The organism is Arthrobacter sp. Z1-9 (assembly GCF_054792695.1).
The window spans coordinates 1,982,227-1,996,730 of sequence record NZ_CP096456.1 but is presented as its reverse complement, the minus strand read 5'-3'; the positions used below and the strand labels follow the sequence as shown (position 1 = coordinate 1,996,730).

The following is a 14,504-nucleotide window of genomic DNA, read 5'->3' as shown; positions in this document are numbered from 1 at the left end:
GTTGTGGATAGTTAGTTGGTCAGGCGACCACCACTTCCGGGTACTGACCTGGAGGCGGAGCGCGGCGGATTGCCGGGTCATCCTGATTGCGTGCCGTTCAAATGCGAGCCAAAGCTGCGCACGCGTAACACACGCCCGTTCATTCTAGTCGCTGCCCGCAACACGGGTCAAAGCGGCCCTCCTGCTCCCAGGTGTACGGGTCAGAAGTGGGTGAGGCAGTGTGTTGCCCGCTCGACGGCGAACATCTGCCGGGCCTTCAGTGCGGCGCCGGCCGTATTCTCCCGGATCCGCCCTGCCGCCGTCAGCGTGACGGGGCAGACGGCGCCCAGGTAGATTGAGGACAGTGCCGAGACATCCAGCGCCAGGTCCGCTGCCGCGGTTTCCGGCAGGCGCACGACGGCGGCCTGGCCGCCGTCGACAGTGAGGGCGAAGGTTCCTGCCGTGAGGCCCAGGGCGTCATGGACTTCGAAAACCAGCCGGCCGTCCGCCGGGTAGTGCCTGGCCTCCAGCGCCTTGCCGACGTCCAGGATGCGGAGCCACAGCATGTCCCTGCTGTCCGAGGAGTCGATGCAGCGGGGATCGGTGAGGGCCCATGCCAGCGGGTCATCGACCGGCGCCTCGTCCCAGGAGACCCGCTCCACCAGGTCTATGGCACCAAGGAACTGCCAAAGCTCCAGGTACGCGTCGTTGCCGGCGGCCACCAGGTCAACCACTTCCACGGTGTACGGTTCGGTGTCCCAGCCGAGGAACTTGTAGGAGACGTAGCCGTCCACGGTTCCGTCTGCCGAGTAGTGCAGGGCCACCTTGACGGCGGGGTCCTCCTTGCCGTCGCGGGCGAGTGATCCTGATGCCAGCTGCCGGTACCATTCCTGCCGGCCTAGGGATCCGGGGGTGAGCTGGTGGACCCGGTCAAAGACCTCCGGCGCAAGCTGCAGCAGGACTCGGGGATCGGCTACTTCCACGCAGCCCGTGGGCTGGTGTCCAAGGCTGAACCGCGCCGTGGTATCGACCTTCACCGTGCGCTCGAAGCTGGCAACCCCGTAGCCGAAACGCCCGTAGATGGTCCCCTCGGAGGCGGTGAGGGCAGCCATCGCGATGCCATCCTCCTTGGCGAGGTGCAGGTCCTCGCTCATCATCCGGCGCAGCAGCCCGCGGCGGCGGTGCGAAGTCCGCACCGTCACCGAGGTGACCAGCTGGCTCTCAAGGGTCCGGCCAAAACCGATGTTCAGGCTTTTGCGGAAGGTGGCGAAAGTGGCCACCGGCACGTCGGCGGGCAGCGAGTTTGGCGCCACCTGGCCCGTTTGGTAGACGCCGGTCAGGACCCGGCCGTCCTTTTCGTAGGTGGCAAGGGACTTCGCCACATGCTCGGGCGTGCGGGTGGACTCATGGAACCCGAAGGCCACCGCCCTGGCCCAGGTCTCCGCCTCGGCATAGCCGTCATTGCCTTTGGACACCGCGCCGAAGCGACGGATCTCATAGTTCCCGCTCAGGTCAGTCATATGCCTGCCGGTCCTAGTGCCCGGCGTCGTACCAGCTGGGTCCGACACCGATCTGGACCTCCAGCGGGACAGTGAGGTCCGCCGCGGCTGCCATCTGCTCGGTGACGAGCTTCTCCACCGCTGCCCGCTCCCCCGCAGCGACTTCAAGGACCAGTTCGTCGTGGACCTGCAGGAGCATCCGCGATTTCAGGCCCTGCGACCGGAGTTCGGCGTGGACGCCCAGCATGGCCCGTTTGATGATGTCCGCTGCCGAGCCCTGGATGGGGCTGTTGAGGGCGATCCGTTCAGCGTTCTCCCGGAGCTGCCGGTCGGTGCTGGTCAAGTCCGGGAGGTACCGGCGGCGCCCCTCGATGGTTGCCGTGTAGCCGTCCACGCGGGCCTGGTCCACCACGCCGCGGAGGTAGTCGCGGACGGCGCCGAACCGGTCGAAGTAGTCCTTCATGAGGGTGCGGGCCTCGTCCACGGAGATTTCCAGCTGCTTGGACAGCCCGAAGGACGTCAGGCCGTAAGCCAACCCGTAGGACATGGCCTTCACCTTCGAGCGCATGGCGCTGGTGACTTCCTCGGTGGGCACGTGGAAGATGTTGGACCCCACAAACCGGTGCAGGTCCTCGCCGTCCTTGTACGCCTGGATCAGGCCGGCATCGCCGGACAAGTGCGCCATGATGCGCATTTCGATCTGGGAGTAGTCCGCGGACAGCAGGCACTCATAGCCGTCGCTGACCACGAAGATCCCACGGACGCGGCGGCCTTCTTCGCTGCGGATGGGGATGTTCTGCAGGTTCGGATTGTTGGAGGAAATCCGGCCCGTTGCCGCAACATTCTGGGCGTAGGTGGTGTGGATACGGCCGTCCTCGGCCACCGACTTCTTCAGCGACTCCAGCATCTGGCGCAGCTTGGCGGCTTCCCGGTGGGCCATGAGCTGGACCAGGAACTCGTGGCCGGTTTTGTCCAGCAGGTTCTTCAGTGACGCGGCGTCGGTGGTGTAGCCGGACTTGATTTTTTTGGTCTTGGGCAGCTGGAGTTCCTCAAACAGCACGGTCTGCAGCTGCTTGGGTGATCCGAGGTTAACCTCGTGGCCGATGGCCGCAAAGGCCTGTTCCTGCGCGGTGTCGATGACCCTGGCAAGGTCCGCGAGCTGTTCGTCCATGCGGTCCATGTCGATGCCAATGCCTGCGAGTTCCATGTCGGCCAGGACGCGGCTGACCGGAAGCTCCAGGGTGGACAGCAGCTCCTCGGCGCGGCGCTCTTTCAGTTCCGCCTCAAAGTAGCGGCTCAGTTCCAGGACGACGGCGGCGGCCTGCACCAGTGCGCCCGCTGCTGCTTCGTCGTCGCCGTCGAAAGACAGCTCCAGCTGGCCGGCTTTGGCCGTGGCGGCGGGGATCCCGACGTTGAGGTGGTGCTGGGCCAGTTCGGCGAGTTCGTAGGTGCGGCGGTCCGGTTGGATGAGGTAGCCGGAGATGGACGTATCGTCCACCACGCCCTCAAGCTCCAGGCCGCGGGAGGTCAGGGCCTTCAGGGCAGCCTTAAACCCGTGCATCACCTTCGGGGCTTCGGGGTCGCGCAACCAGGCAGCCAGGACGTTTTCCGCCTCGGCGTCCTGGGCAGAAAGGTCGATGTACGCGGCGGCGCCGTCGCGGACGATGGCCAGCCCGGCAGCATCCTCCCCGATCCGTCCAGGCACAAGGTCAACGGCGAGGGCGCAGCGCCGGCCCGCGGCCGCCGTCAGGAATTCAGCGAGCTCCGCCGCACCGGAGGGTGTGATGAACTCAGGGGTTTCGATGCTCGCACGCGCAGGCGCGGGAGTGTTGTCGTCGCCGTACAGCGCAAAGAGCCGGCCGCGGATGGCCTTGAATTCCAGCTGGTCGAACAGGTCCTCAAGGGCTGCCTGGTCCGGCCGGGGCTCGTACAGCTCATCGAGGGTGACGGGAAGTTCAAGGTCTGTATGCAGCTGGTTCAGGCGGCGGTTGCGCTTGACGGCTTCCACGTTCTCGCGCAGCGCGTCACCCACTTTCCCGCCGATGGAATCGAGGTTTTCCAGTACGCCTTCCAGGCCCCCGTAGAGGTTGATCCACTTGGCGGCCGTCTTGGGGCCGACGCCGGGCACGCCCGGCAGGTTGTCGGCCGTCTCCCCCACCAGCGCGGCGAGGTCGGAGTAGCGGGCCGGACTGACGAAGTACTTGGCCTCGATGGCGGCGGCGTCCATCTTGGGGATGTCGCTGACGCCCTTCTTCGGGTAGAGGACAAAAACGTTGTCCGTGATCAGCTGGAAAGCGTCCCGGTCACCGGAGACGAGCAGGACCTCGAAGCCGGCCTTCTCGCCCATGGCGGCAAGGGTGGCAAGAATGTCGTCGGCCTCGTAGCCAGGCATTTTGATGGTCTTAATGCCCCACGCCTCCATCACCTGGCCGATGAGGTCGATCTGGTTGTTCATCTCGCGGGGAGTCTCGTTCCTGCCGCCCTTGTATTCGCTGTACTCAACCTTGCGGTGGGTGGACTCATCCGAGACATCGAAGGCCACGGCGATGTGGGTGGGCTGCTGCTCCTTGATGAGGTTGATCAGCATGGAGGTGAAGCCGTGGATGGCGTTGGTGTGCTGCCCGTTCGCGGTGGAGAACTTGTCCGCAGGGAGGGCGAAGAAGGCGCGGAAGGCCATGGAATGCCCGTCCAGTACCAGCAGCCGAGGCTGGCCGGTGATGGGAACCACGGGGGCGGCAGTGGACGAAACGGATCCACCGGCCTGGCCCGGAACCGTGTCCTGAACAGCAGCGTCCTCGAGGGTGGTTGAGCCCTGCGGGGCGTTGTCCTCCTGCAGGACATTGGACGGGAAAGGGGCCGGTTTGGTTGTTTCACTCACAGGTGCCAGCCTAGTTGCCATGATGGACAATTTCACGCCCGGCCCCTTCGCTGACGAGCTCACTGCCGCCGGTGTCCCGGAGCACCTGCACGGCTGGCTGGGTCAATTCGGGATAGGCGCGTTGGTGGTGAAGATGGGGATCCGCTTCGTGGAGATGAGTCCGGAGCGGACGGTGGCCACCATGCCGGTGGACGGAAACACCCAGGTGGCAGGAATCCTGCACGGCGGTGCCCACGTGGTGCTGGCCGAAACGCTTGGTTCTTTTTCTGCAGGCATGCACGCAGGGCCAGGACGCCACGCTGTGGGCATCGAGGTCAGCGCCACCCATCACCGGTCCATCGCGGCGGGCACGGTCACCGGAACCTGCTCCGCGATCCACCTCGGCCGGACTCTTGCGACGCACGAAATCGTGATGACGGATGAGCAAGGCAGGCGGCTGTCCACCGCCCGGATCACCAACATGATCCGGGATAACGCCGCACCCGTGCAGGGCTAGAGCTTCCTGCAGTCCAGGAAAAGACCTGTTATCCGCCGGGTTTTGTCTTCAGGAGGTACCGCAGCTCGACGATGCCCCTGCCCATGGCGCGGGAGGCTGTCAACTCAAGTGGCGGCGTCGGGCCCGTCAACGGGAGCAATCGCTTGCCGTCCCCGAGCACGACGGGAATGACGGAGAGGATGAGTTCATCCAGCAGCCCGGCGTCGGCAAATTGGGCGGCGAGGTCTCCGCCGCCCACCACCCAGACGTTCCTGCCTGCCGCGTCCGACTCGAAGTCGGCAATGAACTCAGTGACGCTCCCGCGGACGAACGTGATGTCCGCCCCGTCGGGTGCGGCGTACTCATGCCGTGTAAAGACGTAGCAGGGGGTGTCGGGGTAGGGCCATATGCCTGGCTCATGCTCCATCAGCCAGGCATACGTCCCGCCGCCCATAACCATGCAGCCGACGCCCGCCATGAACGTCTCGTAGCTTTCCTTGCCGCCCTCGAACCCCTCGAACTGCAGCAGCCAATCCAGATCATCTGTGGACGTGGCAATAAACCCGTCAAGGGACGCGGCGACAAAATACTGAATCCGGGACATGGCCCCAGCCTAGCCACCCGCCGCCGTCCGGCCAACGGCCCGGCGGCTGTTGCTTTGGGTGGTACGGAGGCGCTAGCCGGAGAAGTACGGGATGATCAGGTACAGGCCAAAAAGCACGGCCAGTCCGCACAGGCCGAAGCACACGTACGCAAGGGACCGCTTCACCCCAGGTGAAGCCTGCTGGGCGTCGCCGGCAATGGCCGTCAGCCGAACGCCCAGCGAATAAAGAACCACTACGGTCACTGCGGCCGACAGGGTGGCTCCTGCCACGGTCAGCAGTTCCAACCACTTCATCGTTGGGCATCCTTCGTTGTCACGGCTTCGGTTTCAGTACCGGCCTCGGCGTTGGTGGTGGCTTCGGCGCCGGTGGTGGCATCGGTGTTGGCCTCAGCCTTGGTTTTCGCTTCGGCCTTGGCCTTCGAATGGGCCTTGGCCTTGGCGCGCGCCCGGGCCATCGCCTTCTTTTTGGCGAAGCGCACGGCCTGGCCGGCTTCCTCCACCTCAATGGCGTTGTGATGGCCGACGGCGGACTTGCGTGAGTAGAAGAACATAAACAGGACAGCTGCAGTGCCCGCGACGGCCGCAATCAGGACCCCCACTACGCCGGTTTTTACCAGCAGCGCGGTCAGGGCGCCCACAATGCCGGCGGCGGGAAGAGTGAAGAGCCAGCCCAGTGCAATCTTGCCCACCATGTTCCAGCGGACACTGGTTCCTCTGCGCCCCATACCGGAGCCGATGACGGAACCGGACGCCACCTGGGTGGTTGAGAGTGCGAAGCCGAGGTGCGAGGACGCGAGAATGGCCGACGCGGTGCTGGTCTCGGCGGCGAATCCCTGCGCGGGCTTCACTTCCGTGAGCCCGGCACCCATGGTGCGGATGATGCGCCAGCCGCCGGCATAAGTGCCGATGGCAATCGCGAAGGCACAGGCGGCGATCACCCAGAACTGCGGGCCGGAGCCCGGTGTCTGCGTGCCCGCGGCAATCAGGACCAGGGTGATGATACCCATGGTCTTCTGGGCATCATTGGTGCCATGTGCCAGTGCCACCAGGCTGGAGGTGAAGATCTGCCCGGTACGGAAACCGCCGCGCTTCTGGGTGAGCTTGCTGCCGGTTTCGGGATCCTGCCGTGCCGTCAGGGCGTAGGCGAGACGGGTGCAGACGTAGGCAACGATGCCGGCGATGAGCGGAGCAAAGATCGCGGGCAGGATGACCTTCTGGAGCAGGCCCTCAAGATTGATCGAATTGAAGCCGATGCCTGCAATGGCCGCACCGATCAGGCCGCCGAACAGGGCGTGCGAGGAACTCGACGGAAGGCCTTTCAGCCACGTGATCATGTTCCACAGGATCGCTCCCATAAGACCGGCGAAGATGATCTCCGGCGTGATTTGTACGCCGTCGGAACCTTCACGGATGATGCCGCCGGATACCGTCTTGGCAACTTCCGTGGACAGGAAGGCACCTACCAGGTTCAAAACAGCCGCGAGGGTTACCGCGGTCTTCGGCTTGATGGCACCGGTTGCGATGGGCGTAGCCATGGCATTCGCGGTGTCATGGAAGCCGTTCGTGAAGTCGAAAAATAGTGCCAGTGCGATGACCAGCGCCACCATGAAGGTGATATCCACCTGTTGCCCAATCTGCAGAGTCGACGTTCAGCAGTTTCTTTCCCCCGGCTGCCTTGCACAGCATAATTCACCAGCTGTTCGCTTGGAATGACCTGCGCCGTTAAGAGAGGACCAACGCAGCCGGCGAGAAACCTTATCGATCGTACGCGCCCTCGGCAGGAGGTCAAAACACCGGCGCTGTGAGGAAGGCCGCGACGGCGTCCATTTCCGCGGGCGAAATTCCCCGCCGGGGGTCCGGCGACACCGTGAGCAAACGCCGGCCCATGATCCCCGCCCAGGCCTGGGCTTCGGCCTCGAACGCCAGCTGGTCATCCACCCAGGCCGCCGCGGCGGGGCCTGTCTCTTCCATATGGGCCTGGATGGCGCGGAGCTTCCACCAGCCGGGTCCGCTTCCGGGCCCGTCCGCTGTCAGGAAGGGCCAGCGGCCGCCCTCAAGTCCGATGGCCGGGCAAAGGTATTCGGGCGCCAGTTCGTCCCAGCTGGTCAGCCAGACGCACCGCAGCCCGGGCATGGCAGCCAGGCTGTTGAGTCCTTCGACAAGTTCGGATGCGAACGCCACCGGCAGCAGCCCCGCATCGGCACGTCTCCACGGGGTTCCCCAACCGGTGCGCCCTCCGGGACCGAAGGGACAGATGACGCCGTCGACGTCAACGTAGAGCGTTCGGACGGCCACGGTCACTTACCGGCGGGTCAGGCGTGGTGGGAATCAGAGGGCCGCGCGCCCGGGCCCAGCATTAACGCGATTTTGTCTTCGAGTGCCGCCACGGTCACGTCGGGAAGGACGATGAGGCCGTCCAGTTCCCGCCGGGCCCGCTTGTAGGCAGCCTGGCGTTCCGCGGGGGTGGCGGCATGGTTTTCCGCAATTTTCAGCAGCTGCCGGGCGGTGGCCAGCCGTTCCCGCTCGGGTCCGGTGAACTTGCTGTCCCTGAGGCGCTTGGCCTCGCGCTCGGCGACGTCCTGCGCCAAGCTGAATCCGTCCACGGCTTTCCGGTACGCCTCAAGGCGCGGGTGGGAGGTCATCTCCACCGCCGCTGCCGGCCGGAGCCAGTCGGCCTCCCTTTTGGCCCGAAGGAACGCCACCGTAAGGGGTTCCCGGACATCGGTCATGAGCGGGAAGTCGATCAGCTTGCCGACGTCGAGTTCGTAATCCAGCCAGCGTTTGTTGGCGGCATCATGGGCGGCCATCAGGGACTCGACCTCCGCGGCCGACGCCTTCCCAGCCTCACGTGCCTCGTTCTTGAGCTTGTAGAGCTCCACCTTGCGCTGGTGCCGGCGGTCGCCGGCTTTGCGCCAGGAGTTCGCCCAGTGTCCCGCCAGGGCGGACATCGGAAAAACAAGCCACCATTTGTCGCTGAGGAACTCGAAGAGGGACTCCACGCGTACATCGTCGCACTGCGCGGCGCCCCTCCTCAAGGAAGCGTCCGGGGTGCTTACCCGGCTGCCTGGCCTGCTGCCTCCGGGTTGTTGACATTGACCAGCCAGGCCACCCCGAAGCGATCCGTGCACATCCCGAAGACGTCGCCCCACGGGGCCTGCTCCATCGGCACTGTGACATGGCCGCCGTTACCGCTGAGCTTTTCGTAGTAGCCGCGCAGCTCCGCCTCATCGTCGCCGCTCAGGGAGATGGAAATGGCTGAGCCTGCGCTGAACTCCATGCTGTTCGGCGTGTCCGCTCCCATCAGCACCAGGCCCTGTGTGGTGGTCAGCATGCCGTGCATGATTTTCTCCGCCTCGGCCGGGTCCTCGCTGGCCTGGAACTCGCCGAAGGTGCTGAGCGTCAACTCGCCGCCGAAAACCGACTGATAGAAGTTCATGGCTTCACGGGCATTATCCCGGAAGCCGAGGTACGGGTTGAGGGTGGTGGGCATATGGCTGGATCTCCTTGAGTTGTACCGAAAGGGATGAAACCAGACAACATCCTGCCCCAATTGGAACCCCGGGGGTAGGGGTGATCTGCCCTTGGCCGCTTCCGGTGCGCCCCGGCCGGTAATGCATGCGGCGGCGGGGCCGGGAACGTAGGCTCGGGTGCATGGCCAGATACTTTGACGTCCACCCGCAGGATCCCCAGCCCCGTGCCATCACCCAGGCAGTGCGCATAGTGCTCGACGGCGGGCTGATCGCCTACCCAACGGACTCCTGCTACGCACTGGGGGCACAGTTGGGCAACAAGGACGCCCTCGACCGGATCCGGTCCATCCGGAAGTTGGACGACAAGCACCACTTCACGCTGGTCTGCAGGGACTTTGCCCAGTTGGGGCAGTTCGTGAACATCGGCAACGACGTCTTCCGCAGCATCAAGTCGGTGACTCCGGGGAGCTACACCTTTATCCTGCCGGCCACCAAGGAAGTTCCGCGGCGCCTGCTGCACCCCAAGAAGAAGACCGTGGGAGTCAGGATCCCGGACAACCGCGTGGTGCAGGCGCTGCTGGCCGAACTCGGCGAGCCGCTGCTCTCAAGCACCCTGCTGATGCCGGACGAGGAGGACCCGCTGACCCAGGGCTGGGAAATCAAGGAGCGGCTGGACCACCAGGTGGACGCCGTGATCGACGCCGGCGACTGCGGCGCCGAGCCCACCACCGTGGTGGACTTTTCCAGCGGCGTGGCCGAGGTGGTCCGCCGCGGCACTGGTGACCCGTCCCGCTTCGAGTAGGCGCCTAATCCTGCTTCCGGGCACGGCTGGGCTGTACCCGCGGCGGCTCCCCCGGCATCTTGGGGTAGTCGGGAGGAAAGGGCATCTCCTCGAGGCCGTCCTTGAGGTCCCGGTCCCACCACTCCAGAAGGGTGTCGATGGTTCCAGGCTTACTGTGCATATCCGCCCAAGGGTCGCCCACAGTCTTAAGCCGGTCCGGCACAGTAAGGATGGTGAAGTTCTTCGGATCCGCCGTTTCCAGTTCATCCCACGTGATGGGGCAGGACACCGAGGCATGCGGCAGGGCCCGGGGGCTGTAGGCGCCGGCAATGGTCCGGTCGCGGTTGGCCTGATTAAAGTCCAGGAAGATCTTTTTGCCCCGTTCTTCCTTCCACCAGGCAGTGGTGACTTTCTCCGGCATCCTGCGCTCAACTTCCCGCGCCGCGGCAATCACTGCATGCCGCACATCCAGGAACTCCCGGCTGGGCTCGATGGGTGCGTACACGTGCAGCCCCCTGTTGCCTGAGGTCTTGATGAAGCAGGTGAGTCCAGCCTCGGCCAGGACCTCCTTCAGCACCAGCGCGGCCGGGACAGCGTCGTCGAAGTCGGTCCCCGGCTGGGGATCAAGGTCGATGCGCAACTGGTCCGGGTTGTCCGTGTTCGCGGTACGGGACGGCCACGGGTGGAAAACGACGGTGTTCATCTGGACTGCCCAGATGGCCGCGGCCGGTTCGTCCAGGACCAGCATGGGATGGGACCGCGCGCTCGGAAAAACCACTTTCATCGTCCGGATGAACTCGGGAGTTCCCTTGGGCGGGTTTTTGGAAAAGAACATCTCGCCGTCAACGTTGTCCTTGTACCTTTGCAGCGCCAACGGCCTGTCGCCATTGGCCGCGATGAACGCCTCCCCCACGTCCGCGAAATAGCGTGCGAGGTCGAGTTTGGTGAGTCCAAGGTCGGGCCAGAGGACCCGGCCGGGACTGGAAATGCGCATCTCGCGCCCGCCGTCGGGGCCCGGAACCGTGATGGTGGTCTGTTCGCTCGCCATGGGGACAACGTACACCCCGGCTTCTGTGTGCGCGCAGATTTGGGGTCCCGGGTCCGGCATGATGGAGGCATGCCTGCCTCAGAACTGCCCCTGACCCTCGCGGTGGGTGACGTTAATGTTTCTGCTGTGTACGCCCGCCCGGATGATCCAGGCGCAACCGTTGTGGTGGCCCACGGGGCGGGCGCCGGGATGGAGCATCCCTTCCTCCGCGGGTTCACGGAGGCGCTGAATGCGCTGGGGACAGCAACGCTGCGGTTCAACTTCCCCTACCGCCAAGCGGGCCGGAAATTTCCCGACCGGCCGCCGGTCGCCGTCGCCACGTGGCGCGCTGCCCTGGCCGCGGCGGCGGAGCAGGCAGCAGCCCATAACGACGCCGGCCCGATCTGGGCGTGCGGCAAGTCCTTTGGCGGCCGGATGGCATCCATGGCGGTCGCCGAGGGGATGGAAGCGGCAGGACTTGTGTACCTGGGCTACCCCCTCCATCCGCCAGGCAAACCGGAAAAGCTGCGGGATGAACACCTGTACGGGCTGACCACGCCCATGTTGTTCCTGCAGGGCAGCCGGGACACGTTCGCCACACCGGAAATCCTGACGGGCGTGGTCTCGCGGATCGGGGCCAATGCCGTTTTGCAGTGGATGGAAGGCGGTGACCACTCCTTCGTCGTCGCCGGACTGAAACGCACGGCGGACGAGGTGGGTGCCTCCCTTGCCGGGCCGGTGGCGGCTTTCATCCACGGCCACTCCTGACAGCGGCGTGGGGCGCCGACGGCGGCCATCAATGCACCAGGCGCCGCCCGGGGCAGCTGCTATGCAGCGTCGTCCTGCCACCAGCCTTCCCAGGCGGCGGAGCTCAGCTGTCCATTCGGAAACTCTGACGCTCCTTCTCCGCCGTTGTGGGAGCGGCGGTCATCATTGCGCTGGCCGTCGAGCAAGAGGTTGAGGCTGTTGAGGAAAAACATCTGCACGTCCTTCGAGTCGGGGTGTGGACAACGTCGTCCAGGTGGAAACGAGCCTAACCACGGGATGTTTCAGCCCATCGACGCAAGGTTTCACCTGTGTATCGGAGTTCTCACGCCGTCCCCGCGCCGGCTTGAGCCAACCCCTTGTGCGGCTACTTCCTCCGCTTCACGTGTGCGGTGGCCGGGGCCGTCCACGGATCCTCGGGCCAGGGATGCCTGGGGTAGCGGCCCCGCATTTCGGCCCGGACCTGCGCATAGGGGCCGGACCAGAACGATGACAGATCATCCGTGACGGCAAGGGGGCGCCGGGCCGGTGAGAGCAGATGGAACAGGACCGGTACCCGGCCGCCGAGCAGTCGTGGCGTCTCCGCCCACCCGAAGCACTCCTGCAGCTTGACGGCCACCACCGGCCGGGCAGTGGGGTCGTCAACGTCCGGGTATTCAACCCGGACCCGCGACCCGCTCGGCACCTCGAGCCACTCCGGGGCAAGGTCATCGAACTTGGCGGCCTCGGGCCATGGCAGCAACCGGCGCAAAGGGTCCGCCAGGTTGATGGAGCGGGCGGCCGCTCCATCGGCGAGGGCTTCCAGCTCCGGTCCCAGCCAGTCCCCCAGCCGCAGCAGCAGCGCCTGGTCCGAAACGTCCGGCCAAGGCCCGCCCAGCCCGCGGTGCAGGAAGGCGAGACGGCGGCGCAAAGCATCTGCCGTCGTCGACCACTCAAGGATGTCAAGGCCTTCCCGTTGCACGGCTTCCGCTACGGCCGCGCGTCCCTCGGCGGGTGACGGGCGCACCGGCGTGGAGGCCAGGACGATGGCCCCCAGGCGCCGCACCCTCCGTGCAGAGAGGCGGCCGGCGGCGAAGTGCACCTCGACGGAATCTGTCAGAAGGTGCGACGCAGCAGCCTCCGCGAGCTCGGGTGCCAGCGGCGCTGCTGAGCGGATCACCGCGCCGGTTCCGGCCGAGTCCCTTCCGCCGGCACGCGTCACTTCCCCCACGGCCAGCCATTCATGGCCGGACAGGGAGCTGCCGGCAGGCAATCCGGCGCGGGTCCCGGAGGACAGAAGATAGCGGTTGGGGATGTCACCGTCCACCCGGCGTGCCACCCGGTCAGGGAAGGCGAGTGCGACGACGGCGCCCACCACTGCTGCTCCGGTAACCTTGCCGGGCAGCGCGGGAGGTGCGGGCGAAGCAGACAGCGCGCCCTGCTGTGCAAGTGCGGCCAGGCGGCGGGATTCCTCCGCCCAGCGCCGTGCTTCCGGTCCCGCTTCATTCCGCAACTGGGACTGAAGGCGGGTCAGGTCAGCTCCGGGAGCGCGGTAACCACCCGCCGCCAGCGCCACCGCTTCGGCTGCCGGCAGCTGACCTGCGGCGGCCGCGCCGTCGAACAGGGCCCGGGCCAGCCGGGGATCCGCCGGTATGGTGGCCAGGAGCCTTCCCATGCCGGTGGCCTGGCCCTCGTCTGTCACCGCGCCCAGTTCGCGCAGGACCTCCATGGCATCATCCATGGCCTGCTGTGGCGGCTGGTCCGGCAGCGCGAGCCCTTCTCCGCGCGGAGAACCCCAGGAGGCCAGGACCAAGGCCGCGCCGGTCAGGTCGGCCACCTTGATTTCGGGCGTTACGTGGGCCGGGGCCGCGCCGAAGGCCTGCTGGTCATAGCACCGCACCACCCGCCCGGGACCCTGGCGGGCTGCCCGCCCCGCGCGCTGGTCCGCTGAGGCACGGGAGCAGGAAACGGTCACCAGCCCGCTCATGCCCCTGCCGGCGTCGCGCCGCGGTTCCCGGGTGAGGCCTGAATCGATGACAAGCCGGACACCCGGCACGGTAAGGGAGGATTCAGCGAGATCGGTGGAGACGATGATTCTGGGGTTGCCGCCTGGGGCGCGGCCAGAAACTGCGCGGTCCTGTTCAGCCGGGCCCACCTGCCCATGAAGTTCCAGGACGTCGACGGCCGGTCCCGGCAGGCTGCGAAGGATCGCCGCCACCCGGGAAACCTCCCGCGCCCCGGGAACAAAGACCAGGGCATCGCTGGAGCTGTCACCATTGAGCGCCCGCCTGAGCTCCTCCGCCGCAGTAGCGGCAACGTATTCAAGGTAGCCGGGTGCCACTCCCCTGCCGTCCAGACGCGGTCCTGCAGCAGGCCGCCACGCTGTTTCAAGGGGGTGGAGCACCGACGGAGAGTCCACGACGGGAGCCGGTGTTCCGTCGCCATCGGGAAGCAAGGCGGCAAAACGGGGCGCGTCGAGGGTTGCGGACATGGCGACGACGGTGAGGTCCCCGCGCAGCTGCCGCACCTCGGCGAGCATGCCGACAAGCAGGTCCGTCTCAAGTCCGCGTTCGTGGACCTCGTCGAGGACCACCGCGGCCACGCCGTCGAGGCCCGGATCGGAAAGCAGGCGGCGCAGCAGGATGCCGGGCGTCACGAATTCGACGAGTGTTTCGGAACCGGCCTGCCGCTCTCCCCGCACCGCATAGCCCACCCGTTGTCCCAGCCGGCTGCCGTTAAGGACCGAGAGCCGGCGGCCAGCGGCACGGGCAGCGACCCTGCGGGGCTGGGTGACAATAACGCGGCCGGCGCCCTGCGCCAGGTTCGCAAGCAGCGGCGGAACGAGAGTAGTTTTGCCGGTGCCTGGCGGGGCCTGCACGACGGCGGCCGGAGGGCCGCCGTCGCCGTTAGCGCCGGTGAGAGCTTCCGTCAGCGCGTGTGCTGAGCTGGCAAAGGCCAAGCCGGCGCCGATGGCCCCGATGTCGAAGGGTTTGGCGGCAGTCTGCTGCTGCCTGCCTGGAGAAGTCATCAGTCCATTGTGCCCGGTA

General features: G+C 66.2%; 14 protein-coding genes. 3 read left to right on the top strand and 11 right to left on the bottom strand.

Annotated elements, in window-relative coordinates; genetic code table 11:
* Positions 1–200: 200 nt before the first annotated feature.
* Positions 201–1,499 carry a GNAT family N-acetyltransferase gene (locus tag M1D93_RS09155; RefSeq protein ID WP_461174781.1) on the bottom strand — a complete coding sequence of 433 codons (1,299 nt, stop codon included), beginning with the start codon at positions 1,497–1,499 and terminating at the stop codon, positions 201–203.
* 13 nt (positions 1,500–1,512) lie between these two features.
* Positions 1,513–4,155, bottom strand: coding sequence for a DNA polymerase I (gene polA / locus M1D93_RS09150; protein WP_461174975.1), 2,643 nt, complete (start codon positions 4,153–4,155; stop codon positions 1,513–1,515).
* A gap of 220 nt (positions 4,156–4,375) precedes the next feature.
* Here polA and M1D93_RS09145 point away from each other — a divergent pair, with 220 nt between their 5' ends.
* Positions 4,376–4,852: a hotdog fold thioesterase gene (locus M1D93_RS09145; RefSeq protein ID WP_461174780.1), complete on the top strand. Its 477-nt coding sequence runs from the start codon at positions 4,376–4,378 to the stop codon at positions 4,850–4,852.
* A gap of 28 nt (positions 4,853–4,880) precedes the next feature.
* On the opposite strand, the gene M1D93_RS09140 is transcribed toward M1D93_RS09145, so the two are convergent.
* The 6 genes from M1D93_RS09140 to M1D93_RS09115 all read right to left on the bottom strand — a co-directional run bounded on the left by M1D93_RS09140 (position 4,881) and on the right by M1D93_RS09115 (position 8,925).
* A complete protein-coding gene (locus tag M1D93_RS09140) occupies positions 4,881–5,435 on the bottom strand; it encodes a dihydrofolate reductase family protein (protein ID WP_461174779.1) in 555 nt (184 codons plus the stop codon).
* Positions 5,436–5,507: 72 nt separating this feature from the next.
* Positions 5,508–5,729: a hypothetical protein gene (locus tag M1D93_RS09135; protein WP_461174778.1), complete on the bottom strand. Its 222-nt coding sequence runs from the start codon at positions 5,727–5,729 to the stop codon at positions 5,508–5,510.
* The gene (locus M1D93_RS09130; protein WP_461174777.1) at positions 5,726–7,057 is read right to left on the bottom strand and encodes an inorganic phosphate transporter; all 1,332 of its coding nucleotides are present in this window, start codon (positions 7,055–7,057) and stop codon (positions 5,726–5,728) included. The genes M1D93_RS09135 and M1D93_RS09130 overlap by 4 nt, the downstream gene beginning before the upstream one ends.
* A 163-nt stretch (positions 7,058–7,220) precedes the next feature.
* Positions 7,221–7,730, bottom strand: a complete 510-nt coding sequence (locus M1D93_RS09125) for an HAD domain-containing protein (protein ID WP_461174776.1) — start codon at positions 7,728–7,730, stop codon at positions 7,221–7,223.
* Between the two features lie 17 nt (positions 7,731–7,747).
* A complete protein-coding gene (locus tag M1D93_RS09120; RefSeq protein ID WP_461174775.1) occupies positions 7,748–8,434 on the bottom strand; it encodes a hypothetical protein in 687 nt (228 codons plus the stop codon).
* A 53-nt stretch (positions 8,435–8,487) separates the two neighbouring features.
* Entirely contained in the window at positions 8,488–8,925 is a 438-nt protein-coding gene (locus tag M1D93_RS09115; protein WP_461174774.1) for a VOC family protein, read from the bottom strand.
* Positions 8,926–9,086: 161 nt separating this feature from the next.
* On the opposite strand from M1D93_RS09115, the gene M1D93_RS09110 reads away from it, so the two are divergent.
* The gene (locus M1D93_RS09110) at positions 9,087–9,707 is read left to right on the top strand and encodes an L-threonylcarbamoyladenylate synthase (RefSeq protein WP_461174773.1); all 621 of its coding nucleotides are present in this window, start codon (positions 9,087–9,089) and stop codon (positions 9,705–9,707) included.
* Between the two features lie 4 nt (positions 9,708–9,711).
* Here the strand turns inward: M1D93_RS09110 and ligD are convergent, their stop codons facing one another.
* Positions 9,712–10,734, bottom strand: coding sequence for a non-homologous end-joining DNA ligase (ligD, locus tag M1D93_RS09105; protein WP_461174772.1), 1,023 nt, complete (start codon positions 10,732–10,734; stop codon positions 9,712–9,714).
* A gap of 69 nt (positions 10,735–10,803) precedes the next feature.
* Here ligD and M1D93_RS09100 point away from each other — a divergent pair, with 69 nt between their 5' ends.
* A complete protein-coding gene (locus M1D93_RS09100) occupies positions 10,804–11,481 on the top strand; it encodes an alpha/beta hydrolase family protein (protein WP_461174771.1) in 678 nt (225 codons plus the stop codon).
* Positions 11,482–11,540: 59 nt separating this feature from the next.
* Here M1D93_RS09100 and M1D93_RS09095 read toward each other — a convergent pair whose 3' ends face one another.
* Both M1D93_RS09095 and hrpB read right to left on the bottom strand, forming a co-directional pair.
* Positions 11,541–11,693: a hypothetical protein gene (locus tag M1D93_RS09095; RefSeq protein ID WP_461174770.1), complete on the bottom strand. Its 153-nt coding sequence runs from the start codon at positions 11,691–11,693 to the stop codon at positions 11,541–11,543.
* A gap of 152 nt (positions 11,694–11,845) precedes the next feature.
* Complete coding sequence (hrpB, locus tag M1D93_RS09090; RefSeq protein ID WP_461174769.1) at positions 11,846–14,485, bottom strand: ATP-dependent helicase HrpB; 2,640 nt, start codon at positions 14,483–14,485, stop codon at positions 11,846–11,848.
* Positions 14,486–14,504: the final 19 nt, after the last annotated feature.

What these genes read in the sequence shown, in the direction of transcription:
- M1D93_RS09155 (WP_461174781.1), bottom strand. Translation starts at nt 1,499, where the DNA reads ATGACTGACCTGAGCGGGAACTATGAGATCCGTCGCTTCGGCGCGGTG.
- polA (WP_461174975.1), bottom strand. Translation starts at nt 4,155, where the DNA reads ATGGCCTTCCGCGCCTTCTTCGCCCTCCCTGCGGACAAGTTCTCCACC.
- M1D93_RS09145 (WP_461174780.1), top strand. Translation starts at nt 4,376, where the DNA reads ATGATGGACAATTTCACGCCCGGCCCCTTCGCTGACGAGCTCACTGCC.
- M1D93_RS09140 (WP_461174779.1), bottom strand. Translation starts at nt 5,435, where the DNA reads ATGTCCCGGATTCAGTATTTTGTCGCCGCGTCCCTTGACGGGTTTATT.
- M1D93_RS09135 (WP_461174778.1), bottom strand. Translation starts at nt 5,729, where the DNA reads ATGAAGTGGTTGGAACTGCTGACCGTGGCAGGAGCCACCCTGTCGGCC.
- M1D93_RS09115 (WP_461174774.1), bottom strand. Translation starts at nt 8,925, where the DNA reads ATGCCCACCACCCTCAACCCGTACCTCGGCTTCCGGGATAATGCCCGT.
- M1D93_RS09110 (WP_461174773.1), top strand. Translation starts at nt 9,087, where the DNA reads ATGGCCAGATACTTTGACGTCCACCCGCAGGATCCCCAGCCCCGTGCC.
- ligD (WP_461174772.1), bottom strand. Translation starts at nt 10,734, where the DNA reads ATGGCGAGCGAACAGACCACCATCACGGTTCCGGGCCCCGACGGCGGG.
- M1D93_RS09100 (WP_461174771.1), top strand. Translation starts at nt 10,804, where the DNA reads ATGCCTGCCTCAGAACTGCCCCTGACCCTCGCGGTGGGTGACGTTAAT.
- M1D93_RS09095 (WP_461174770.1), bottom strand. Translation starts at nt 11,693, where the DNA reads ATGTTTTTCCTCAACAGCCTCAACCTCTTGCTCGACGGCCAGCGCAAT.
- hrpB (WP_461174769.1), bottom strand. Translation starts at nt 14,485, where the DNA reads ATGACTTCTCCAGGCAGGCAGCAGCAGACTGCCGCCAAACCCTTCGAC.